19 protein-coding genes and 2 pseudogenes are annotated in these 23,715 nt (G+C 38.6%); 6 read left to right on the top strand and 15 right to left on the bottom strand.

Features of this window, described 5'->3' with window-relative positions; genetic code table 11:
* Window positions 1-173 precede the first annotated feature (173 nt).
* The gene (locus tag MHB42_RS10320) at window positions 174-386 is read left to right on the top strand and encodes a hypothetical protein (RefSeq protein ID WP_340805970.1); all 213 of its coding nucleotides are present in this window, start codon (window positions 174-176) and stop codon (window positions 384-386) included.
* Between the two features lie 2 nt (window positions 387-388).
* On the opposite strand, the gene yeiL is transcribed toward MHB42_RS10320, so the two are convergent.
* Window positions 389-1,051 (bottom strand): transcriptional regulator YeiL, encoded by a 663-nt coding sequence (gene yeiL / locus MHB42_RS10325; protein WP_340805972.1) that lies wholly within the window; start codon window positions 1,049-1,051, stop codon window positions 389-391.
* 98 nt (window positions 1,052-1,149) lie between these two features.
* Between yeiL and MHB42_RS10330 the strand changes: the two genes are divergently transcribed.
* Complete coding sequence (locus MHB42_RS10330; RefSeq protein WP_340805973.1) at window positions 1,150-2,301, top strand: MFS transporter; 1,152 nt, start codon at window positions 1,150-1,152, stop codon at window positions 2,299-2,301.
* Between the two features lie 21 nt (window positions 2,302-2,322).
* On the opposite strand, the gene MHB42_RS10335 is transcribed toward MHB42_RS10330, so the two are convergent.
* Window positions 2,323-3,747, bottom strand: coding sequence for an aminotransferase-like domain-containing protein (locus tag MHB42_RS10335; RefSeq protein WP_340805975.1), 1,425 nt, complete (start codon window positions 3,745-3,747; stop codon window positions 2,323-2,325).
* Window positions 3,748-3,856: 109 nt separating this feature from the next.
* Between MHB42_RS10335 and MHB42_RS10340 the strand changes: the two genes are divergently transcribed.
* The gene (locus MHB42_RS10340; RefSeq protein WP_340805977.1) at window positions 3,857-4,459 is read left to right on the top strand and encodes a LysE/ArgO family amino acid transporter; all 603 of its coding nucleotides are present in this window, start codon (window positions 3,857-3,859) and stop codon (window positions 4,457-4,459) included.
* Between the two features lie 39 nt (window positions 4,460-4,498).
* Here the strand turns inward: MHB42_RS10340 and MHB42_RS10345 are convergent, their stop codons facing one another.
* From MHB42_RS10345 to MHB42_RS10385, 9 genes and pseudogenes are all read right to left on the bottom strand, one after another.
* Window positions 4,499-5,458 (bottom strand): DUF3221 domain-containing protein, encoded by a 960-nt coding sequence (locus MHB42_RS10345; RefSeq protein WP_340805978.1) that lies wholly within the window; start codon window positions 5,456-5,458, stop codon window positions 4,499-4,501.
* Window positions 5,451-5,966 (bottom strand): sigma-70 family RNA polymerase sigma factor, encoded by a 516-nt coding sequence (locus MHB42_RS10350; protein WP_340805979.1) that lies wholly within the window; start codon window positions 5,964-5,966, stop codon window positions 5,451-5,453. The genes MHB42_RS10345 and MHB42_RS10350 overlap by 8 nt, the downstream gene beginning before the upstream one ends.
* A gap of 115 nt (window positions 5,967-6,081) precedes the next feature.
* Window positions 6,082-7,605 carry an S-layer homology domain-containing protein gene (locus tag MHB42_RS10355; RefSeq protein ID WP_340805981.1) on the bottom strand — a complete coding sequence of 508 codons (1,524 nt, stop codon included), beginning with the start codon at window positions 7,603-7,605 and terminating at the stop codon, window positions 6,082-6,084.
* 185 nt (window positions 7,606-7,790) lie between these two features.
* Window positions 7,791-10,496: an aconitate hydratase AcnA gene (gene acnA, locus MHB42_RS10360; protein ID WP_340805982.1), complete on the bottom strand. Its 2,706-nt coding sequence runs from the start codon at window positions 10,494-10,496 to the stop codon at window positions 7,791-7,793.
* Between the two features lie 398 nt (window positions 10,497-10,894).
* A pseudogene (locus tag MHB42_RS10365) lies at window positions 10,895-11,365 on the bottom strand (transposase); the annotation flags it as partial.
* Between the two features lie 287 nt (window positions 11,366-11,652).
* On the bottom strand, window positions 11,653-12,099 hold the full coding sequence (locus tag MHB42_RS10370) for a YkvA family protein (protein WP_340805984.1): 447 nt from the start codon (window positions 12,097-12,099) through the stop codon (window positions 11,653-11,655).
* Between the two features lie 113 nt (window positions 12,100-12,212).
* Window positions 12,213-14,281 (bottom strand): annotated as a pseudogene (locus tag MHB42_RS10375) (catalase).
* Window positions 14,282-14,441: 160 nt separating this feature from the next.
* The gene (locus MHB42_RS10380) at window positions 14,442-14,918 is read right to left on the bottom strand and encodes a GNAT family N-acetyltransferase (protein ID WP_340805985.1); all 477 of its coding nucleotides are present in this window, start codon (window positions 14,916-14,918) and stop codon (window positions 14,442-14,444) included.
* Window positions 14,919-15,096: 178 nt separating this feature from the next.
* Window positions 15,097-16,575, bottom strand: coding sequence for a methyl-accepting chemotaxis protein (locus MHB42_RS10385; RefSeq protein ID WP_340805987.1), 1,479 nt, complete (start codon window positions 16,573-16,575; stop codon window positions 15,097-15,099).
* A gap of 137 nt (window positions 16,576-16,712) precedes the next feature.
* Here MHB42_RS10385 and MHB42_RS10390 point away from each other — a divergent pair, with 137 nt between their 5' ends.
* The 3 genes from MHB42_RS10390 (at window position 16,713) to MHB42_RS10400 (ending at window position 19,082) form a co-directional block, all read left to right on the top strand.
* The gene (locus tag MHB42_RS10390; protein ID WP_340805989.1) at window positions 16,713-16,913 is read left to right on the top strand and encodes a hypothetical protein; all 201 of its coding nucleotides are present in this window, start codon (window positions 16,713-16,715) and stop codon (window positions 16,911-16,913) included.
* Window positions 16,914-17,030: 117 nt separating this feature from the next.
* Entirely contained in the window at window positions 17,031-18,155 is a 1,125-nt protein-coding gene (locus MHB42_RS10395) for an IS4 family transposase (RefSeq protein WP_340803732.1), read from the top strand.
* Window positions 18,156-18,311: 156 nt separating this feature from the next.
* The gene (locus MHB42_RS10400) at window positions 18,312-19,082 is read left to right on the top strand and encodes an MBL fold metallo-hydrolase (protein WP_445299988.1); all 771 of its coding nucleotides are present in this window, start codon (window positions 18,312-18,314) and stop codon (window positions 19,080-19,082) included.
* 17 nt (window positions 19,083-19,099) lie between these two features.
* Here MHB42_RS10400 and MHB42_RS10405 read toward each other — a convergent pair whose 3' ends face one another.
* The 4 genes from MHB42_RS10405 to MHB42_RS10420 form a co-directional block, all read right to left on the bottom strand.
* Window positions 19,100-20,494 carry a sodium/glutamate symporter gene (locus MHB42_RS10405; RefSeq protein WP_340805993.1) on the bottom strand — a complete coding sequence of 465 codons (1,395 nt, stop codon included), beginning with the start codon at window positions 20,492-20,494 and terminating at the stop codon, window positions 19,100-19,102.
* A gap of 18 nt (window positions 20,495-20,512) precedes the next feature.
* Window positions 20,513-21,679, bottom strand: a complete 1,167-nt coding sequence (locus MHB42_RS10410) for an alanine dehydrogenase (RefSeq protein ID WP_340805995.1) — start codon at window positions 21,677-21,679, stop codon at window positions 20,513-20,515.
* Between the two features lie 312 nt (window positions 21,680-21,991).
* Window positions 21,992-22,516 carry a hypothetical protein gene (locus MHB42_RS10415; protein WP_340805997.1) on the bottom strand — a complete coding sequence of 175 codons (525 nt, stop codon included), beginning with the start codon at window positions 22,514-22,516 and terminating at the stop codon, window positions 21,992-21,994.
* Complete coding sequence (locus MHB42_RS10420) at window positions 22,513-23,394, bottom strand: response regulator (protein ID WP_340805999.1); 882 nt, start codon at window positions 23,392-23,394, stop codon at window positions 22,513-22,515. Before MHB42_RS10420 ends, MHB42_RS10415 begins: the two co-directional genes overlap by 4 nt.
* Window positions 23,395-23,715 lie beyond the last annotated feature (321 nt).

The raw sequence follows: 23,715 nt of genomic DNA on the forward strand, positions 1-23,715 counted from the left end.
CACAATAGTTTGAGTACACTTTTTTTCAAGAATAGATATCCATTTTCTATGGTTTTCATCCCACAATTATATGAATGCGGTTACATAAAGGTTTTGTTAAAATCTTGTAAATAACGGCTATTTTCACAAGCCTTCTTGTACAATAAAGATAACGACAAAAGGGGGCATGTTGAATGAAAAGTAATGGTTATGTAACAAGCACAGCATTTGTACAAGGAGCACTACTTACATTCCATATGATACAAGCATATGGAGGCTGTTTACCCTTTAACGTTCTAAATCATGAGGCACACTTTTACCGTAGCAACAAGGAAGTTACACGCTGGCTCATTAAAAAAAGTGAATATAATAAAGACCCGAACTATCCTCAAAGTTCGGGTCTTTAACGCTACTGAATATCCTGCGCTAGCTGGGATAAACGCTTTTCGTCAATAATATAGTAACCCGCTTTTCGTTTTTCCAATATTCTTTCTTCGCAAAACTGCGCTAATACATATAATAAATGACGGTAGGAAACACCTAAATATTCACAGATTTCCGTATGCTTTTCTTTATAGATGCCTTGCTCGGCAGATAATTGAATAAAGGCAGCTAAACGATTTTCAAGTGGATAGGCTTGATTTTGTGTATATTTAGCCGTCATATTCGTTGCTTTTTCCCCTAAAAATAAACAAAGTCTACGTAAAAATAAAGCATCTGCAAGTAACTTTTCCTTACATGACTGACGAATAGAGTAACAAATGGTTGTTGCGACCGTTTGAATGCCCTTTGTGTACCTCGCCTCATTCAACAGCTCGATTTCCCCCATAAAAAGAGGTGCCTCTAAATAATCAATCAATGAAACCTTGCCATTTTTATGCGTCATATACAGCTTTGCCTTGCCCTCAACCATATAATACAATGTATCTGGAAAAGAGCCTTCCTGAAAAATCCATTCCCCTTTAGCAAATTGGCAAACCTCAAGGTATGGCTCAATATCAAATGAAAAAAAATCATCAATGGGATACTTTTTTAAATAATCACTACGCGCCTTCCCTGTTAAAATATGCATTTTTTTATGCGCTCCTTCAAAAAATATGAGATATCTCACATTATTGTAGCGATGAACGTGCTATGATTCAACATAGTTACTGGAGGTACGATAATTATATGAATCATCAACGATGGCTTTCTCAAAGTTTCTTTACCTTTTTTATGACATGGGGCATTTTCCTTCCCTATTGGACAGGCTGGCTTGTGGACGCTAAACAGTTAACAGTTTCTCAAGCAAGTGTTGTTATGGGCTGTGGCTTATTGGCACGTGCCATCTCGAATCTATTGCTCTTTCCTATGCTTGCAAAATATGTACATAATAAGCGTCTAATTACGATTTTAGCAATAGGCTCGCTACTAACGGCATTGCTTTATATCCCAAGCACTGGCTTTATCGCCTTATTAATCGTGACGATTTTATTTAGCACATTTTATCCAGCATTATTACCCGCTGTTGAAAGCAGTGCTGCAACGCTTGTCCAGCATAGCAATATTCACTATGGTAAGAGCCGCTCCTATGGCTCACTTGGCTTTGTTATCGCTGTATTAATTATTAGCATGCTAACAGGTGCTTTTGGTAAAAATGCGATTTTTTGGAGCATGATTATTGGGCTAGCTGGTATGCTGTTAATGCAGCAATTGGCAACACCAAAGGAATTACTCACTGTGCCGACAAAGGAGCAGCGTGCTAAATCACTATCCATGAAAACATTATGGCAAATAAAAGGCTTCCCGCTTGTGCTATTGATTGTTATTTTATTGCAGGGAGCACATGCCTCTTACTATAGCTACGGTTATATTTATTTAGAGGATTTACAGGTAGACCCCTTCTATATGGGCATGATTATTAATATCGCTGTTATTTGTGAAATTCTGTACTTTATGAAGGCTGATACAATATTGACAAAATGGCGCTCCTCATCTTTATTACTGCTGGCAGCGAGTGGCTCTTCCCTACGCTGGCTACTAATATTTATGTTTCCAAATGTTTGGGTTTTTATTGCTTCTCAAACATTGCACGCACTATCCTTTGCTCTTGCACACTTTGCCTTTATTCGCTATTTAACGCAAACCTTACCAAAGGAGCAAATTCCAAATGCACAGGGGCTTTACTCGGCATTAGCAATGGGCTTAAGCACAGCCATCTTAACATTTTTAGGCGGCTATTTATATGAATTTTCCCCAGGTCTATCCTTTGCTGCCATGCTGATTTGTACTGTGCCAGCGATCGCCATTTTGCTGATAACACGTCAGAAATACCAATATTAATTAACGGCAGGTGAGTGCTCCTCACCTGCTTTTTACATATGTATACAAAATAGCTAATCCCTCTCGCAATTCCTGATAGCTTGCATACGCATACGATAGTCGAATATGATGATGATCCTGAGGGTCATAAATATAGCCAGGATTGATTAAAACTTGTCGATGCAATAGCTTCATAAAAAATTCTTTATCGACAATCGGCTCATGAAATTTCAGCCAAATATAAAAGCCGCCCTTTGGTGTTTGCCAGCTTGCCATATTCTTAAATTTTTCCTGTAAAATCTGTTCAACGAAGTGGGCGCGTGCCTGTAATTGCTGACGTAAAGCAACGAGATGCTGCTCATATTTGCCTGATTGCAGCCAATGCAGCACAATTTCCTGTGAAATCGCACTAGAGCCATAGTCCGTCTGCATTTTAATATCGGCTAGTCGTTCGATAACAGTTGTTGGTCCAATTAGCCAGCCGATACGCAGCCCAGGGCTTAATGTTTTGGAAACACTGCCAATATATAAAACTTGTCCACTGCTATCCATTGCCTTAATGGGTTGTGCTGTCGCCTCGAACAGCAATTCATCATAAACAGCATCTTCTATAATAGGAATCCGCGCTGCCTGACATGCCTCATAAAGCGTCCTTTTTTCCTGTGCTGTCCAGACAGCGCCTGTTGGGTTATGTAAGGTTGGAATCGTATAAAACACAGCCTGCTTTTTTCGTTTGCGTTGCGATAATGTTTGGGCGAGCTGATGATCACGTTGCACACCCACCATTTGCATACCAACTGATTGAAAGGGATGAATCGAGTTTAAATAAGAGGTCGATTCCTGAAATACAATAGACCCTTGCTCTAACAAACCAACCGCAATTAACTGCAAAGCCTGAAGCGCGCCTGATACAATGCAGACGTTTTGAGGCTCGGCAGTAATACCTCTTTTTTGAACATGCTTACAAATAGCTGCACGAAGCTTGGCATTGCCCTGTGGTGATGAATAGCCGAGTGCTTTTGGCTGAAATAATAGCTCTTGCAGTGATGCTTCCATTTCCTTAATTGGCAGTAAGCTTGGTGCTAGCTCTCCTGTCCCTAAGCGAATCATATCATCACGCTGCTCATAGTCATTGATTAATTGAATCGTATGGTAATTGGGCTTATGGATGCTTGTTTCAATATAGGTTTGCCAATTAGGCTGTGTTTGTTGGATTAATGCATGCCAAGAATTATGTGTAACATAAATACCTGAGCCTACTTTTGCCTCAAGAATGCCCATTGCCTTTAATTCCTCCAAAGCCTGTTGAACCGTGCTGCGATTCACACCAAACTGTAGCGCTAGCTGTCGTTGCGTAGGTAGCTTTGTGCCTGCCACCCAATCGCCTCGTTCCACCTGTGCTGTTACCCATTGGATAATTTGCTGCTGCAATGTAGTATCACTTTGTCGATTTGGCTGCCAGCTCATATGCATCACCCTTCATCTCAAAAAATTGGATGGGTCAAAAGCCATCCAATTGGTCGTTTTCTTTTAGTTATACCATATCTACAATTAACAATGAAAGGAGGGATTGTTGTTGGAAGCATTTTTTCATGGAATGATTTTAGCATTTGGGCTTATTTTGCCATTAGGCGTACAAAATGTATTTGTTTTCTCTCAGGGTGCTACACAGCCCAATTTATTTCGCGCTCTGCCAGCAAGTATTACAGCTGCGATTTGCGATACAGTGCTTATTCTGCTTGCGGTATTCGGTCTGTCATTAATTGTCCTACAATTTGAATGGCTACGTATTTCCTTAATAGTTGTTGGTATTATGTTTTTACTTTATATAGGCTATACGATCTGGCGTGCAAATCCAGCCACAACAGATAACAATGAAGCATTGCCGATGAAAAAGCAAATTATCTTTGCGCTTTCGGTATCGTTATTGAATCCACACGCTATTTTAGATACAGTTGGTGTCATTGGGACAAGCGCATTAAAATATAACGGTGTAGAGCAGCTTATTTTCACTACTGCCTGTGTATTAATTTCTTGGCTATGGTTTTTTGGGCTTACGATTACAGGAGCATCCATTAAAAAATTGGATGGCTCTGGCAAGCTAATGCTTATTTTTAATAAATGCTCAGCCATTTTTATTTGGGCAACAGCACTCTATCTTGCGAGTGGTTTACGATAAAAAAGCTAGACATTCCATAATAGAATGTCTAGTCCACTATTATTTACCTTCTTCCACTATCCTTATCCCCAAGTTATCTTTAAAATCAATAAAAGCCTGAGAGCCATCGCCTGCAATTGTCTTGTTATGTTGCACCTCTACCCGATCACCAATGGATAATGTTTTAGGCGCATTGACCAAAGGAAACCATGTACCATTAGTATGCTTTTCCACAATTTCCTCTACGGACAATTTTGCGATATCACTTGGAAATGCACCTGATACGACTAAAAATTCATGCTCCTTTAACGCTACGACCATACCACTTCTTGTAAAAACCCATTGACCATCCTTCTCAGATATTTTATATTTCTCTCGCAAAGCGGCAATTTCCTGCTGATAATGCTGCTCCAAGTAGTTCATTGCCTCCTGTTCAACAAACCACCTACGAATCGGGTCACTTGTATTGGGATAATCAGCTTTCGTCACATCCCATAATAACTCGCCTGTAGCAATTTTATAGGCAATCGGCTTCAGATAGCTTTCGATAAATTCCTCCTGTGATAATTGCAGCATGGCTAAACGCTCACTCAGTGTCGGTGCACCCTCGTAAAATAGCGCCTTTAATTCTTCTAATTTCGTAGCTATCTGTTCCTGTGTGGGCACTAGCCCTTTTGATTGTGCATAGGCAAAGGAGGATTCGATAGAAAGGAAGCTATCAAAGCTAGTTTTATACAGACGATTTTTGCCATTCATTTCAGCATCGCTTTGTAACGATAGCTCTAATATTTTTTCATCCAGTATAGGTGCCATCTGTGAAGCCTGCTGCTGGGCATCCCTGTATTGCATATAAATAAATAATCCAATACAAATGCTTATCACTGCTGTTAGTACACGATATTGCCAGCGTTTAGATGGTTTTTTGGTATGTCGTTGCTCCAAATGCTGTACAACATTTGCCATAACACGCTTCTTACTTGCAGATAAATCCCTGATTACCCTGACATCTACTTTACTCATGTATCAGCACCTCCCATTCAATATGCCGAAGCTTTGGCTTTAATAATTCTCGCCCACGACGTAGTCTTGTTTTTACTGTGCTCTCAGGAATTTGTAAGAGCGCTGCAATCTCCAAAACAGACAGTTCTTCAAAATAAAAATGAATAATTACTTCTCGCTGTTTCAATGGCAATGCAACAATGGCATTTTCAATCAATGTCTGTTCATCCTGCTGCACAAGCATATCTCTTCTTATCGTCGCTTGCTTTGAAAAAATTTTTTGCTGCACCTGTATTTTACGATAGGTCCAGCTACGTAAATAATCCTTGCTTTTATTAACAACTAGCTTCGATAAATAAGCTTTTAGCTCACCGCGCTCCTCATAGCTTTGTGCGTTGTTGTAAAACTTAATAAAAACCTCCTGCACAATATCCTCAGCGCTCTGTAAATCCCTGACATAATAAAAGGCTAAGCGAATTAATCTTTCTGTATGCCGCTCCATTATTTGCTCTAATTCATGTATTCGCAACCTTGCGCCCCCTTTCCACCCTATAAACGGTGCTCAGCAACTGGAGGTTTGTTTTTTTGTAAAGAAAAAAATAGGCTTACACCAATTTGGCATAAACCTACTTTTTCGTTATATCTTATTTGTTTGCTGTAACTTCTACTTTTTTGCTTTCTAATGCTGCTGTTGCTTCGCTTAAATCTAATTCTACAGCATTGTCAAGCACATCTTGTGGAATTGTAATTGTTGTAACAGCATTAAAATCATGGTACTTGATTGTTGATTGCTGTCTTGTTTTCATCGTATTGCCTTCTACTTGCATATTGATTGTCATGTCCATTGTGATTTCTTCTACATCAAATGTTTCTTTATTAATCACTAATGTATATGCAAGGTTATCGAAAGACATATTACCTAATTGTGCCTCTAGGTCAGCATCCATACCTAAGTCCATTGCACCAAGCTGCTGCTCCACAAGCTCCATAAATTTATCGCCAGCACCTTTTAATGTTAATTGATAATGGCTTACTGTTTCCTCTAATGTAAACTCATCAGCAAATGCTTGTAGCATCTCTAATTGCTCCGTTGCATCTGGCTGCATGCCTGTTTGGCTCAGCGCATCCTCAAATAATTGACTTGGGAACTTCACCCAAGCTTGTTGATCTGCCTCATACATATACATGCCATCTTTAGCTGTCATATACATTTTAATTGGTAATTCAAACGCTTCACCACTTGTTGGGTCTGTGATTGCCATTGTACCTTCTGTAAAGAATTGCATTGGCTCTGTCACAATTTCCATGGACATATTGCCTTTAGAATCCATTGTCATTGTTTCCTGACCATCGCTTACTTCCACTGACTGCGATATTGTCATTGTTGCCTTCACGCTTTTTAGCTCTTGCTGCTTCGCTAATGTTTTGGCAAATACGTCTGCTAATACAGCTTCTTCAGTTGATGCCTCAGGTTGCTCCTCTTTTGGCTCCTCTGTTGTTGGCTCTTCTTCTGATTGTTCTTCTGTTGTTTCCTCCACTACAATCTCTTCTTCAGCTAAGCCTAATGCATTCACAATAAATGTTGCTAGTTGGCCGCGCGTTACATTTTTCTCTACACCAAATTCAGTTGCAGTAAGACCTTTTGCAATGCCTGCTTCATATAATGCTGTTACAGCATCTGCATATGGGCTATCTTGTGGTACATCTGCAAATGGACTTTCACCTTCTGCTGTTAAGCCTGTTGCCTGTGCAACCATCACTGCCATTTGACCGCGTGTAATTGTATCATTTGGACGGAATGTATCATCCTCATAACCTTGTACAACGCCAAGATTCACTAATGTAACGATAGCATCATAGTATGCGCTAGATGTAGCTACATCTTTAAAATTCGGGTCTTCTTCAGTTGCATCCGTTGTAAGCCCGAAAGCACCTGCAATCATTTTTGCCGCTTGACCACGTGTTACATCCTGTAATGGCTTAAATGTACCATCTGGAAAACCGTTAATAATACCAGCTTCGTGTAATGCTGAAATACTACTAAAATGTGCATGGTCTTTGCTTACATCTGAAAATGAGTCAGCCGCTGAAGCAGGTACTACTGCTAAAGCTGTCACAGCCATTGCAGTTGTTGCTGCTGTGTAAAGCTTGTGTTTTTTCTTTGTCATAATTAATCGTCCCCCAATTATGTATATTTAAAAGGCTTACATTTCAATTTTATCTAAATCGCTGGGAAAATGCTATAAGTTTGGTAATTAATTTGAACTTAATATCCAAATAAGTTGATTTTTTGACAATTTGTCATAAAAAACAGCATGCTAGAAAAATCTAACATGCTGTTTGACAATTAATCTTATTCAGCTGCTTTTGCGCGTAGAACCATTTGTAGGATACCGCCATGACGGTAGTAGTCTACTTCTACTTCTGAATCGAAACGAGCTAAAGCTTGGAAAGTTTTCACTGTGCCGTCTTCAGATTTAGCAGTTACTGTTAATACTTCACGTGGTTTCACGTTATCTGTAATGTTAACAGAGATTTCTTCTTTACCAGTTAAGCCTAATGTATCAGCAGATTCACCTGGCATAAATTGTAATGGAAGAACACCCATCATTACTAGGTTAGAACGGTGGATACGCTCGTAAGATTGTGCGATAACAGTTTTCACGCCAAGTAGGAATGTACCTTTCGCAGCCCAGTCACGAGAAGAACCCATACCGTAGTCGTTACCAGCAAGTACCACTAAGCCAGTACCTTGCTCTTGGTATTTCATACATGCGTCATAGATGTACTCTACTTCGCCTGTTGGCCAGTAAGTAGTGAAGCCACCCTCTGTACCAGGAGCAATTTGGTTACGGATACGGATGTTTGCAAATGTACCACGCATCATTACTTCGTGGTTACCACGACGAGAACCATAAGAGTTGAAGTCACGGATTGCAACACCGTTTTCGATTAAATATTTACCTGCAGGTGTATCTTTACCGATTGCACCAGCTGGGGAAATATGGTCAGTTGTAATAGAGTCACCGAACTTCGCTAAAATGCGTAAGCCATCTAAGCCTTGAATTGCTTCTGGCTCTTTTGCAAGACCTTGGAAGAATGGTGGGTTTTGAATGTAAGTTGATTTGTCATCAAATGTATATAAAGATTCAGTTGATGTTTCAATTGCATTCCATTTTTCGTTCGCTGTGAATACTGTTTCGTATTCTTTTTGGAATAGCTCACGGTTAACAACAGTATTTAATACTGCGTTTACTTCGTCAGTTGATGGCCAAATATCAGCGAAGAATACATCGTTACCATCTTTATCTTTACCGAATGAATCTTTTTGTAGATCGATATCCACTGTACCAGCAAGTGCATAAGCAACAACAAGTGGTGGTGAAGCTAAATAGTTCGCTTTTACAAGTGGGTGTACACGACCTTCAAAGTTACGGTTACCAGAAAGTACAGATGTTACGAATAAGTCATTTGCTTTAATAGCATCTTCGATTTCAGGTAATAATGGACCTGAGTTACCGATACATGTTGTACAACCATAACCTACAGTGTTGAAACCAATTTGGTCAAGGTAAGATTGTAAACCTGAATCTTCAAGGTAACCAGTTACAACTTTAGAACCTGGTGCTAAAGAAGTTTTTACCCATTTAGGCACTGTTAGACCTTTTTCTACAGCTTTTTTCGCCACTAAGCCCGCAGCAATTAATACGTAAGGGTTAGATGTATTTGTACAAGAAGTGATCGCAGCGATTGCTACAGCACCTGTTGGGATTTCTACATCACCTTCAGCGAATTTCGCTACAGAAGTTTTTGCAAATTCATCTTCTGTTAAACCGAAACCTTGTGTACCTTGTGGTGCCACTACTGCTTCTTTGTAACGAGAACGCATTTGAGATAGTGGAATTAAGTCTTGTGGACGTTTTGGACCAGAAAGGTTTGGTTCGATTTCAGCTAAGTTTACTTCTAAAACATCTGTGTAAACTGGCTCTAATGTTGGATCAAAGAACATGTGGTTTGCTTTTAAGTAAGCTTCTACAACCGCGATATGCTCTTCATCACGACCAGTTAAACGCATGTAGTTTAATGATTCTTCGTCAATTGCGAAGTAACCACATGTAGCACCATATTCAGGAGCCATGTTTGAAATTGTTGCACGGTCAGCTAGTGGTAATTTAGATACGCCAGGTCCGAAGAACTCAACGAATTTACCAACTACGCCACGTTGACGTAATACTTGTGTTACTTTTAATGCTAAGTCAGTTGCAGTTGTTCCGTTTGGAAGATCGCCTACTAATTTAACACCGATAACTTCTGGGATTGGGAAGTATGAAGGCTGTCCAAGCATACCTGCTTCAGCTTCGATACCACCTACGCCCCATCCAAGAACGCCGATACCATTAATCATTGTTGTATGTGAGTCAGTACCTACTACTGAATCTGGGAATGTTTCAAATGTGCCATCAGCATTTTCGTTCACATGTACAACTGGAGCTAAATACTCTAAATTTACTTGGTGAACAATACCTGTTGCTGGTGGTACAGCACGGAAGTTATTGTAAGCAGTTTGTGCCCATTTTAAGAAGTTATAACGCTCAGCATTACGTTCAAACTCAAGGTCCATGTTTGCTTGTAGTGCAGATGCATTACCATATTTGTCAACTTGTACTGAGTGGTCAATTACAAGGTCAACTGGAATAGCAGGGTTGATTTTGCTTGGGTCGCCGCCCATTTCCTTCATTGCAGAACGAAGAGATGCAAGGTCAACTACTACTGGTACACCAGTAAAGTCTTGTAATACAACGCGAGAAGGTTTGAATGGTACTTCAGCTTCTGGATCAGCACCATTACCCCATTTTGCTAGTTCATTTACGTGTTCTTCTTTGATTACATACGCATCATATTGACGTAACACAGATTCTAATAATACTTTAATTGAGTAAGGAAGGTTTGAAACTTTTGCAACGCCAGCTTTTTCAATCGCAGCTAAGTCATAGTAATTGTAAGTTTTACCATTCACTTCGAATGATGCACGGCTATTGTGTAAATTACCTTGTGCCATTTGCGGATCCCCCTAATATATCTTTTTGAAAAGGCTTTAAAAATATAGCATCTTTTCTCCAATACCCATCATAACGCATTTATATTCATAAGTAAATTACATTAATATTATCTTTTTTTATAAGTTTCCCTTATGACCAAGCATTCTATCCTGATGTTTTTAATGTTAAGATTGCTGATATAGCAAGGTTTTGTTTTCGTGGTGGTTTCTATACCTATGTATTGAAACGTATTTAAGGGTATCTAACTGTGGTACACTTTGCGGTACGAACTGCGGTACGTGGACTTTGTTAAAAAGTGTACCGCAGTTTGATAAATTAGACTAATTTAATGACCATATTAACAAAATATAGGAATTTTGGTATAGTTAATTATAGATCATACATAAAAAGGAGATTACTTATTATTCGCACTCGCTTTCACATGCGTAGAATCAATAAATAGATGGTCTGCATGGAGGAGTCCCTGATGCATAATTTCATTTAATATACGATAGAATATCTGTTCAAATAGATCGGTGTCTTGAAAGCGACGGGCATAATTTTTACCGAGGGTAGAGAAATGCGGGACTTCTGTATGGAAGCCAAATCCTAAAAACCAGCGATACGCCATATTCGTTTCAATTTCATTGATGGTTTGACGCATGGAGCGAATGCCAAAAACATATTGAATAAATGTCATTTTAAAGAGAACAACAGGATCAATACTAGGACGCCCATGAGGTGAATAGAGATGTTCTACTAAAGGATAGATAAATGAAAAATCAATAGCAGCCTCTAGTTTTCGCACTAAATGATCGTTGGGAACTAATTGATCAATCGTTAACATTTCTAATTGATCACGTTCATTGGTTTGATTCTTCGTCATCATGGTTGATCACCTCAAAAGTTTACTTTTCAACACCCCATGTAGATAGAGTACTTTATGTAGAAGTTGATTGGAACGAAGGGCGGCGACTCCTGCGGGAAAAGCGGGAAAGTCGAGATCCTGGACTGAGCGAAGCGAGGGAAGCAGCTCGACCCCGCCCGCGGAAAGCGTCCGCCCGTAGTGGCAATCAACGGCTTTACTTTATTTTATTGTAAAAGAAAAAAGACTGTAGGCAAACTCAAAATTCATCGAGTTTGTCTACAGTCTGAGCATCCTCTATATGAGAATGCTTACATGAGTTTATTGTCAATCTCTGATGTATCAACATCATCGCCAAACCAATCTGTTAGCTTTGTCTTTGCCTGCTGCTTGACATCTTCATCAATATACATCGCGACTTGTACAATCGCTGCCAAAAGTGCGCCAATATCATCAGCATAGCCTACACCTGCTGCCATATCAGGAATTAAGTCAAAGGGTAAAATAAAATAACCTAATGCGCCAATAATAATCGCTTTATCTTTCTTCGGCACTTCCTCTTTTTGTAGGACAAAATACAAAATTAATACGGCATAGACAACAGAGGAGCCTGCTTTTTTAGCATATTTCTTTATCTTGTGCCAAAGCCCGTCCTCAGAATAGTGCTTACTATGCTGTTGAAGTGCTTCTTCATTTATTGTAGCTAAATGATCTTCTGCGGATGCTTGTTGTTTATTCTTTTTCAATTTTTCTAACATGTATATCACCCCTCGTTACCCTTTATCTTATATTATTTTCAAGCTAGCTTCAAATATCATGGGGTTATACATCAATAGACAAAGTCAACAGTGCGACTTTGCCTATTATTCGTTCATCCAAGTGCATTGCTAGCAGGGTAAAGATAGCTTGGGCGGTTCCAGAAGCGCTGCTGAGCCATTGCATGAATAAAGCTTTTGGCGAAATCTGGACTACTATCATTGATAACCCCTACACTGTTATCAAATGTTAAATTTAACGGTTTTAGTACCGCTTCACCATTCTGCATTGTACCAATTGGTTTAAAGTGATTATAAATATTAACTGTGTATTTTTGAGCTTCATACGTAAAATAAGGCGTAATATTGCCGCTTCCTACAATTAAAACCCCATCATAGGTTAACGAAGAGCCTGTTAAAAAGCTATCATCTACTTCATATTGAACGCCCTCTGTTCCAGTTACTGTGCCTAATCGATCATGCACAATCACAATTTGCAGCTTTGCCTTAACCAATGTGTCTAATAATCTTTTCACGCTTGGGCCGTCAAACCCTTCCGCTAAGAACACCCCTACACGTAATGTATCAGGTACAAATGTAGTATTCATCAGACTTAACGCAGGTGAGGACTTTGTGACAGTGGATTCGGGTACATTCGGAACAGTTGTACCTAATTCCTTGGACACATTCCTTGCTAAATCATGGCTAATATGGGCGAGTACATTAACCATTTCCTGCCGCACAAATGGGCGACATTTGCCAAGCTCAAAGCAAAAAGCACCGATAATATGCTGCTTTTCCACATCGCTCATACTATTCCAAAACATTCTAGCTTGGGAGTAATGATCTTTAAAGGATGGGGCTGTTTTTCTTACCTTACGCCCTTCTACAGTCGATGGATAGGTTACAAAACCGCCCTGTGTACCCGGAACAGGAGAAGGTGTATTATTGGCAAGCCCATTACGATGATAGGAAACCTTTCCGCGATCAATAATTAGCCTTGATGCCCCATCGCGCTGGTTATTGGCAAATGGGCATACAGGTCTATTAATAGGGAGCTGTTGATGATTGGGGCCAAGACGTGCCTGTTGCGTATCTGTGTAGGAAAATAATCTGCCCTGAAGAAGAGGATCATTTGAAAAATCAATCCCTCTCACAATATTACCTGGATGGAATGCACACTTTGCTCCGTTTCTGCAAAGGCATTGTCCACATTACGATTAATGGTAATTTTGCCGATTTTCCGTAGCGGTACTTCTTCCTCTGGCCATAATTTTGTCGCATCTAATATATCAAAATCAAAGGCGAATTCATCTTCTTCCTTAATAATTTGAATCGCCAGCTCATACTCAGGGTAATTGCCATTTGCAATATTTGTCCATAAATCTCGACGATGATAATCTGCATCAGCACCAAGCTGTTGTGCTTCATCCCATATTAATGTATGCACACCTAACATTGGTTTGATATGGAACTTTACAAAGTGAGCAACCCCATCCTTATTGACTAAACGGAACGTATGCACACCAAAGCCTTCCATCGTTCTAAAGCTTTTAGGTATGGCTCGCCCAGTCATAATCCATAACGACATATGTGCCGTTTCTTTATTAGTCGCCATAAAATCCCAAAAAGTATCGTGGGCAGTTTGTCCTTGAGGATATTCATTATCAGGCTCAGGCTTCACAGAATGAATTAAATCGGGAAATTTAATAGCATCTTGGATAAAAAATACAGGCATATTAATAGCAACTAAATCAAAATTTCCTTCATCCGTATAAAACTTAATAGAAAAGCCCCTGACATCACGATTTGTTTCATTACAGCCTCTTGAGCCAACCACTTGTGAAAAACATACAAAAAGGGGTGTTTTTTTATTGGGGTCCTGCAAAAAATCAGCCATTGTGATATCCGATAAAGATTCATATAGCTGAAATTCTCCATGTGCACCATAGCCTCTTGCATGGACAACGCGCTCAGGAATACGCTCACGGTCAAAGTGCGCTAATTTCTCACGTGCAAGGAAGTCTTCAATCAACGTCGGACCGCGATCACCAGCGGTTAAACTATTTTCATCATCGGAAATCGGAATCCCTTCATTGGAGGTCATTTTTTTACCTTCCGTTTCATGAATAAATGGTTCTAATTGCTTACGCTTTTTATTGGAAGAATCAACGTTTTCATTCACGCTATTTCACACCTCATATCATTCATTATTCATTAAAAAGTATATACAAAGATATAAAATTATATTCTCGATACTTAGTAGTGCTCACCGTAGGAGCGCAAAATTTTAGCCAATACTAAAGGCTGTCTAGAAGAATGATTCCTCCAGACAGCCCCGTTTTTTATTCCAAAATTTTATAGAATAACACGCGATCTTGATTTTCCCCGCCATAGTTTGTATAGACGGACATCGTATCATCAATTATTTTATCACCTTTTTCCATTCTAAAGCCCATATTTGTATGAAAGGCAATGGATACCTTATTCGTTGGTGATGTTACACATTTCACAACATTGCGATTATATTGCTTCACGACATGGAAGAAAACATCATACAATCTTTTGGCAATATTCTGTTTTCGATAGTCAGGATGCACGCCTACAAAATGAATAAATGCTTCATTTGACTGTGACTGCGATAAAAACCCAACAAGAAAACCAATAATTTCGCCTTTATCTTCCATAATAAGACTAGTATTTGTGAAATGATCGAAAAATAATTTAGGCAGCTTACCTGACATATTTTGACCGCCCCACCACTCATTAATGAGTGGCGATAAAATTGCATAATCTGAACTTTGTAAACCACGAATATTCATCCTATCCCTCCTTCAATTGATTGGCTACGAAGGGTGAATTGTATCTACTTGCATGTCCCCCCATAAACACACTGCCAATAGCGTATTAACTTAGCTTATAAAATGTTTCTTGATAGCCGCTACATAACATCTCTTTACCCTTCAATTCACTTGCTTAATCATTCTTATTTTTATCGTATCAAGTTTCCTTTGTCATCACCAGTGACTTTAATGTAGCACTTAATGCCTCAATACGATTTGTCGTCGCTGTCATTATCTCTAGTAGCTGATTTTCCTCCTCGACGGAATGAAGAATTTCCTCTGTTGATGTTGCATTTTGCTCCGTCATTTGATTAAGCTTCTCAATTTGCAGTTGTATCGCTTCAAATTGTGAAATGGCACTGCTTAATTCATGCATTCCCCTTGTTAAATCAGTATTTGTTTGTGTAAAGGAATCTTTTAATCGATCAAAGAAATGACTAACCTCCTGCAAAAGACTCTCACCATGCTGTAATGCTTGTTCACCATTACCTGAACGCTGATAAACCTCTGTTGATTTTTCGAATAAATTTTTTGTTACATTGGTAATATTGACTGTAATGGCAGCACTTTCTTCCGCTAGCTTGCGTACCTCATCAGCTACAATCGCAAATCCTTTGCCATGCTCCCCTGCTCGCGCCGCCTCAATGGCTGCATTTAAGGCAAGTAAATTCGTTTGCTCTGCAATATGGGTAATACCCATTAATAAGCTATCAACCGTTTGCAAGCTGCTTTGAAGATTATTGACAGTTTCTGCTGTTGAGCCTATTGCCTGATTCATCACCTTCATCTGTGCCATCACATCCTGCATTTTTTCCCAGCCTGTCAATACCTCCTGCTGAAGATTGGTTGATTTCGCTACAGTATTCTGTGAAATGGTAAATGTTTCATTGATAAAGTGCACAGAATCTCTCATTGTGCTATGAATCATCTGTAGGCTGGAGGATTCCTGCTGAATACTAGCAGCAATATCATCCGTAGCAAGCAAGATTTGTTTACTAGAGCCTGAAATTCGCTGCATTGTTTGCTGGAATTGTGTTACATGCTCGTCCAATGCCTGACTACTTTTTTCAATCTCTTGAAAGGCATTTTGTAATTGATTAAAAGATGCCTGTACATTATTTTGCTGAATTTCTGCATGCTCAATCAGCTCATTGCCCCATTTTGCAAGCAAATAAAAGGCGATAACGACCCCATTCATAATAGCAATAAGCGTAATAAAGACAATGATATCGTCAAATGGCCCTAGCAATGATGAAGAGTTGACCATATATAAAATCACAAAGCTCACGTTTACTAAGATACCAAAAAATATGATTAGCTCTTTTTTGAAATATAGAGCAATAATGGCAACCGTACAGAGCAAAATATAATGCTTATTTAATGAAAAGCTATCAAGCAAGAACAGTGTAAAAACAATGCTAGAAGGAATTAAACCAAAAATAAAGCCTTTTACATAGGTTTTGATGGGTAAAAAATAATTACATACGGCTAGTGCAATCACAATCAGTCCAACAAATAAAAATAGTATTCCTTTTGATAGAATCATTGGTCCACAAATTAACATGGCTAAAATTGAAATAATAGCTAAGTTTACTCGATGAACCTTCTGTGTATCATAGCGAAGTTTTTTCTCCATTGCTATCCCCCTAAAAAATGAATGGACATTCAGTTTAATTTTCTATTATTATATAGTATAACAACTACTTTTTGTAGTTAAATATTGCATAAAAGAGCATTTACACTATGTTTTTGCAATAAAAGGAGGAAATAACATTGACGAATGTCCAACAACTTGCACCAAATTTTTATTGTATTGATACACACGATTTGAATCGCGAGCAGCGCACAAGCTCTTATTTATTAGTGGATGAAAAAATTACCTTAATCGAAACATCTGCAAGCCCATCTGTTCCTTATATTCTGGCAGGGCTAAAGGAATTAAATATTGCTGTAGAGGCACTAGCGTCGCATTAAAATAATCCAACGCGTTTAATTAAACTGAAATTTCTGTCATCTATTCCAAGCATAAAAAAATCCTTTATACTGGTTGGTGGTAGCAAACCATCCAAATCCAATACAAAGGACTCAAGCATGGATAAGTTTACACGAAAAACATCATTTGAACAATGGTTTTCACCCATCTCCTCCACGAAATTCGCGGATTTGGTTGAAACCCATCAATTAAATAACTATACAAAGAAGCTATACATGGATTCATTTTTAAAACTACTGCTGTTCGCCCAACTGAATGAAGCCGAAAGTATGCGCGATGTGCAATTGAAGTTATTTTCAGATGAACTTCAACAAGCCACTAAATTAACATCCATCAGCTTTTCACAGTTAGGTCGTCGGTTAAATTACGTACCAACAGAGGTGTTTCAACAGGTATTTTATGATTTAGTCGCTCAAATTCACGAAAAGGCACAGTATAAGCAGCGCCGGCAAATCACGACACCATTGAAAATCATTGATTCGAGTACGTTGCCGTTGAATTTGAACAACCATAAGTGGGCTGAATTTCGCCAAACGAAGTCGGGCATCAAGCTTCATTTACGACTCATTTACGTAGAAGAAGGGCATTCGTATCCGGATCAGGCGATTCTCACAAATGCGATTGAGCACGATCATGGTCAGCTCGAACTGCTCGTTGACGACAAGGAATGCATGTACGTTTTTGACCGTGGTTATTTAGACTATAAACAATTTGATCAGATGACGGATGACGGTTATTTCTTTGTCTCGCGCTTACGAAAAAACGCAGCGGTTCGTGTCGTTGAAGCCTTTCAATTGCCCGAAGAATCAATCGCCTTATCCGATGAAATGATTTTAATTGGCACACCCCAAAACCGAGCAGAAAACTACTTTCGTCGGGTCAAAGTAACGGATACAAAAGGAAATGAGCTGCAGTTACTTACAAATCGGTTTGATTTAAACGCAGACGAAATCGCAGAACTGTACAAATCGCGCTGGGCAATTGAACTATTTTTCAAATGGTTGAAACAACACCTAAATATTAAAAAGTTTTACGCGCAAAGTGAACAGGGCGTGCATAATCAAGTCTACATTGCGATGATTGTGTATTGCCTACATGTGTTGGCACAACTGAACACGAATAGTTCGAAAACCTATTTAACAATTGGTCGATTATTAAAGGCAGCTCCATGGAAATCCGCTCACTTATGGGTTCGAAAAATTGCCGGGAAAGCGATTCCATAAAGGGTTCATCTTTTCTGTCGCACACGTCACAGGTTATAGTAAAAAAATGGATGACTACTACCTCTGCTTAAGTGTCTTCGTTTTTCTTCATAAAAGGAACGAAAAGAAAACAGAAAATTCAGTTAAAATTTATGCGACGCTAGTGCTGTAGAGGATATTCATTATGTCATTGTGACACATATTCATTTAGATCATGCTGGGGGTGCGGGTTTATTTTTGCAAAGCTGTCCAAATGCTAAATTTGTGGTCCATCCACGAGGAGCTGCCCATATGATTGATCCTAGTCGTTTGATTGCGAGTGCTAAAGGGGTTTATGGGGCTGAGTTTGATCGTTTATTTGACCCGATTGTGCCAATTGCTGCTGAGCGCATTATTGAGGTTCAGCATAAACAGCAATTACAGTTAGGGCAGCATCATTTAACGTTTTACCATACAGAAGGTCATGCTAAGCATCATGTATCCATACTTTATTCGGCAACAAACGGCTTATTTGTAGGCGATACAACGGGTGTTCGTTATCCAGAGATGGATGGAGAGGCGATTGATTTAATTATTCCTTCAACTTCTCCAAATCAGTATGATCCAGCTACAATGGAGCAATCCATTCAGTTATATGAAACATTACAGGCAAGTGAATTATATTTTGGACACTATGGTGCGTATCAAAATCCAGCAGAAGCCTATCGTCAAGTGCGTTATTGGACACCGCTCTTTTTAGAGGCAGGCAGAAAAGCACAAGCCATCTCAACAAATTTTCATGAACAAGCAAGCTTTTTAGATGCGCGCTTAAAGGAGCTTTTATTTCGTTATTTACAGGAAAATGGTATTGCTGACAATCATCCTGTCTATGAAACCATTCCCTTTGATACTATTGTATCAGCAATGGGGATACTCGATTATTTAGCAAAAGTAAAAGCATCGGTGTAAGACCGATGCTTTTGTGCTTATGAGGAACTGCTTCGATCATCCTCTAGTGGAACAGGTGGCCGTTCGCCCAACGGTATCTTCCAATACCACCATTTGAAAATACGTGCAATCACAAAGCAGGCGATGGCGATTGCAGAAAAGATACCAACAAATGTCCAATGTTGACCACCTAACAGCATAATCGGCCCTGCTGACCAAGCAAATAGCTCCAAGGGGGTATTCAAAGGCCCTACAACAGCTGTATCTGTTAATGTTTTCGACTTATTGTTCGGGTCTACTACTCGTAGCAATGTTAAGCCAATCGCAAATACACCTGTTGAATAGCCGTATACAAAGATCGAACGCTCAAACCAGCTTTCATAGTTCATTGCTGGTCCGACAATCACTAACATTACTACCACAATAACAACACCTGATAGCATTAATAAACCAAGTGGTAGCGCATATTCAAGAATAATTGGTAGTTTAATAGAAGCAACCCCAAAGAATACAAGGAAGTCCGTTGCAGCACTTCCTAAACGATCCACTACTTTACTATCTACATATTTGTAAACGCCCTTTTCACCTTTGCCAAGCAATAAATACATCACTAAAGCGAGTAAAAAGGCAATTGTAAACGTTGGAAATTCAAGTCCCCATGTATTGGCAATATAATTATTTAATAAATAGCCAAACCCTGATGGCACAAGCAATAATGCTATATGGAAAGCAATCGGGTCTAAGGCAATCGGTGAAACGGTTTCCTGCCCAAGCGATGTTCGGTTTTGAGGTTGTACTAATCCTGTTTTTAAGTCATTCGAAATCTCAGAGAAATCTTTCACATAATGTGTGTAGCCTTTTCGTGTTGCCCATTTAATAAAAATAAGTCCGCCAAATATTCCTGCTAAAATACCGCCTGTTGCAGCAGTCATCCCTAAATCTGTCGCTGTTTCCCAGCCCATATTTTCAAAGGTTGTCCCAACTGCCGCCGCTGTCCCATGTCCACCATAGAAGCCAGCAGCTAATAGTAAACCAAAGCCATAATTAATACTTGGGTCTAGCTTTGAAATAACGATAATCGAAAAGATAATGGGGATGGATAATTGCATAGCAATAATCAATACCTTATAAGTGGCATAGGCTCCCATTCGATTAATATCTCGCTTCATATTATTCGGTGAGAAGGAGAAGCCATTAATCCCAACGGCTGCAAATACGAAAATGGTAATAACGCCTGCATATGAGCCGATATCTTCAGAAAACGGCAGAATATTTAAAAAGCTTGGTCCTAATGCCAAGCCTAAAAATCCTGCTAATAAGCTGGCAGGAATAAAGCTTCGTTGAATAAATTTAATTTTGGCACGCAGCAGCATCCCAATTAAGATAAGAATGCTGGCACAAGCAAAATCCGTTAATATCGTATATACTGTCATGTATGTGACTCCTTTAGATTAAAGCTGTAAAAAGTTCGTGGATCTTGTCGATGTAGCAGGCGGTGCTGGGTCAAGCTTTTCATTGGCAATATCCAAAATTTCCTCTGGTCGAATCCACGGTCTATTTTGAATAGCACTTGTTTCTTCATGTGTTAAATAGCCTTGATAAGCTGTTAAACTTCTTCGTAAAAAGCCGTCTTTGATACAAGCTTCTTTTACACCTAAATTTAAAATTGATTGAATATGTGGTAGCACAGATGCGGCATAAGCAACAGAAGTTGAGTTAGCAATCGCACCAGGAATATTACTTACACAATAATGCACAACCCCATTTTCAATATATGTAGGATTTTCATGTGTTGTTTCACGGAAGGATTCAATCGCACCATCCGTATCATTACTAATATCAACAATCACTGAGCCCTTTTCCATTAAGTGCAACATATCACGATCAATTAAATAGTCCTTACGCTCTTTTGGCCATTTAACACAATTAATGACCATATCAATTTCTGGTAATAACTTTTCAATATTTTGCTTTGTCGATAATTGTGTGTTCACTTTTTCATTATACGTTTTGCCAATATCTCGTAAGACACCATAGTTAACATCCATTACCGTACACCACGCACCGAGCGATTGTAGCACCTGCAATGCAGAGCGACCTACTAAACCACCTCCAAGAATAAGCACCTTCATCCCTGGCGCACCTGCTAGTCCGCTTACGAACTTTCCTTTTCCGCCGTTAATTGTCAGCATCGCTTGTAGCCCCATTAAAGCTCCTTGCTTCCCAGCAGCTTCACAGTTTACAGAGCCGTAGCGATGTGAGTCCTCAGCTGTAAAGGCAATACATTTGCTATCAAGAATTGCTTGCACTTGCTCCTTATGTGCGGCTGGATGAATACAAGTATAAACAATTTGATTTTCTCGCAGTAAAGGATACTCATTTTCTTCAATTTCTTTTACTTTCACTAAAAAATCGCATTTTTCATACATTTCCTCAATCGAATCAATGATTTGAGCTCCTGCTTCTTCATATTGCTCATTGCTAAATCCTGCAAGCAGCCCTGCATCTCTTTGCACAAGAACCGTATGATGATCTGCCTTAATTGTCGCAACCTCCAAAGGCGTTATAATCACACGATATTCTCCTACTTTGCTATCTTTTAATACACCAAATACCATTTTGTCCTCTCCTCAATCACTAAAACGTTTTAGATTTGGGCTTTACTTCGATACCCAAAGTAAAGTATATAGCAATAGGTCTGAGAATTCAAAAAATTTTAATAAAAAGGGCAGAAAAGTTAATCAATAATCAACAAAATAACATTGCTTTCCTATCGTTTAGAACAAAGCTATCACTGTATTATCCAAAAAAATTACTCCCCCTACCTTATAGAATGACGATAAAATTCATCTTTGATTCTTTCCATCTTTCGGAGCATGTACATATAGACAACCATTTGAAACCCTTGATATACAAGGCTTTATAAAAATCTAAAGACAATTAAACACATCAAACAAATCTACATGGAAATACGAGTATATTTTTAATAACTGAAAATGCTCTTCCGCTGAAATATTCCTTTTCTCCAGTTCTTGACATGCTGGCAGCAATTCATCCATCTGTAGATCTGCAATATGATAAAGAGCATTCATTCTAATGCTCCAGCGTTTATTCGATAAGTCCTTCTCATAAAACTTTTTTAAATATTGATTGGCAAATTGCTGAATAGCCTGCTGTACGTTTGCATTCGTTATATTTTTTAAATAGGATGAAAAAATCATTTCAACCCCTTCTACCTGAGCCCTATTACGAGGAACAAGCACAATACTAAATAGCTCTTGATTGAACAGGTAGTCATACCAAAGCTGAGAATAATTTTGTAAATAACGATCACGTACTTTTTCAAAACGACTTTCACGCTGTCGTTGGACAAATAAATAAAGCATCAAGCTTAAAAGGATAATGACTAAAAAAGCAATGCCAAACAAAAGAAAAGAAATAGATAGCTGAATCATAACCAAAACCTCGCAAAAGTCCTTTTAATTTTCGCCTCTAGCAGACGTAAATTAAATGGTTTAACAATGTATTCATCAACGCCACCTTCATAAGCATTCAGCATAGCAATCTCCGAATTACGCTCTGACATCATATAAATAATAAATTTCTTGTCATTTGGCATATTTCGTAGAATATGCAGAATTTCTAAGCCATTCTTACGAGGTAAAATATCATTCATCATGATTAAATGCATATGGCCTGTTTTATAGCTTTCCGATTCTAAGAAACTATAGCCATCCTCATAGACCTCCACCTCTAACGTAAAAAAAGGAATGTCTATTTGATCAAGTGTTGATTTTAATACTTGCCTAAAGATTTTATTTTGCTCAATAACGCTGACCTTTACCTGCTCAGTAGGCTGTATACAATAGTCCTCAATTTGGGCTATCGACCAATTTAATGCTCCATTTTCTGCTAGCTTTTCTTTATTTTTAGTAAGTAATTCCTCAAAAGTAACATGATTATTGCGTATTTCTGTAATCGATACGTTTAAGGCAATATGCTGATACTGTTTTTCAGCTTGTAAGATCGTAAAAATTCGTTTTAAAAATGCTCTCGCTTCTATATTGCTGCTTTGTAAAAAGAAAATTCCCCAATGCTTACCGTCCGCTAATTGAAAGAGTAAATCAGTCTTACGAACTTTAGATTGTAAGAATACGGTTATTTGCTGATTTATAGAATTGTCAGTTGAACTCGTTTGCGAAGAATCAGCTATTTTAAAAAAAATTGCTGTGATCGTCAGTCGAGATCGAATCACACTTTCCCTCCATATTTCAAAATAGCTTCTTACTTCATATTCCTTCATGATGTCTGACACAGCACTTATTTCACTCATTCAATTCACTCCATACTATAAAAAAATCAGGCATGTTTATTCACTAGCATCGATCAGCTTCAATAAATTTTTTAGCTCGTGTTCCCTACCTTGCGATAAAATTCAATTCCCTGTAAAAGAATTACTTTATTCACTCATTCTGCTGAATGAAAAATAAAGCTATATCATCAGCCTATTATACTAATTAAACCTGAACATTTTCTAAACAATTTATAAAACAGGTCTAAAGCAACAAATTATTTTATAAAAATAAACGAATAGTACAACATTTTAGAAAAAATATACCTTTATTATAGTAATATATGCGAGCGACAAAAGTAT

The sequence above is a fragment of the Lysinibacillus sp. FSL K6-0232 genome (assembly GCF_038008325.1).
In the GTDB taxonomy this organism is placed as follows: domain Bacteria; phylum Bacillota; class Bacilli; order Bacillales_A; family Planococcaceae; genus Lysinibacillus.

Excerpts from the sequence above, each read along its gene's own strand:
- MHB42_RS10320 (WP_340805970.1), top strand. The coding sequence starts at position 174 with ATGAAAAGTAATGGTTATGTAACAAGCACAGCATTTGTACAAGGAGCA.
- yeiL (WP_340805972.1), bottom strand. The coding sequence starts at position 1,051 with ATGCATATTTTAACAGGGAAGGCGCGTAGTGATTATTTAAAAAAGTAT.
- MHB42_RS10330 (WP_340805973.1), top strand. The coding sequence starts at position 1,150 with ATGAATCATCAACGATGGCTTTCTCAAAGTTTCTTTACCTTTTTTATG.
- MHB42_RS10335 (WP_340805975.1), bottom strand. The coding sequence starts at position 3,747 with ATGAGCTGGCAGCCAAATCGACAAAGTGATACTACATTGCAGCAGCAA.
- MHB42_RS10345 (WP_340805978.1), bottom strand. The coding sequence starts at position 5,458 with ATGAGTAAAGTAGATGTCAGGGTAATCAGGGATTTATCTGCAAGTAAG.
- MHB42_RS10355 (WP_340805981.1), bottom strand. The coding sequence starts at position 7,605 with ATGACAAAGAAAAAACACAAGCTTTACACAGCAGCAACAACTGCAATG.
- acnA (WP_340805982.1), bottom strand. The coding sequence starts at position 10,496 with ATGGCACAAGGTAATTTACACAATAGCCGTGCATCATTCGAAGTGAAT.
- MHB42_RS10370 (WP_340805984.1), bottom strand. The coding sequence starts at position 12,099 with ATGTTAGAAAAATTGAAAAAGAATAAACAACAAGCATCCGCAGAAGAT.
- MHB42_RS10380 (WP_340805985.1), bottom strand. The coding sequence starts at position 14,918 with ATGAATATTCGTGGTTTACAAAGTTCAGATTATGCAATTTTATCGCCA.
- MHB42_RS10385 (WP_340805987.1), bottom strand. The coding sequence starts at position 16,575 with ATGGAGAAAAAACTTCGCTATGATACACAGAAGGTTCATCGAGTAAAC.
- MHB42_RS10395 (WP_340803732.1), top strand. The coding sequence starts at position 17,031 with ATGGATAAGTTTACACGAAAAACATCATTTGAACAATGGTTTTCACCC.
- MHB42_RS10405 (WP_340805993.1), bottom strand. The coding sequence starts at position 20,494 with ATGACAGTATATACGATATTAACGGATTTTGCTTGTGCCAGCATTCTT.
- MHB42_RS10410 (WP_340805995.1), bottom strand. The coding sequence starts at position 21,679 with ATGGTATTTGGTGTATTAAAAGATAGCAAAGTAGGAGAATATCGTGTG.
- MHB42_RS10415 (WP_340805997.1), bottom strand. The coding sequence starts at position 22,516 with ATGATTCAGCTATCTATTTCTTTTCTTTTGTTTGGCATTGCTTTTTTA.
- MHB42_RS10420 (WP_340805999.1), bottom strand. The coding sequence starts at position 23,394 with ATGAGTGAAATAAGTGCTGTGTCAGACATCATGAAGGAATATGAAGTA.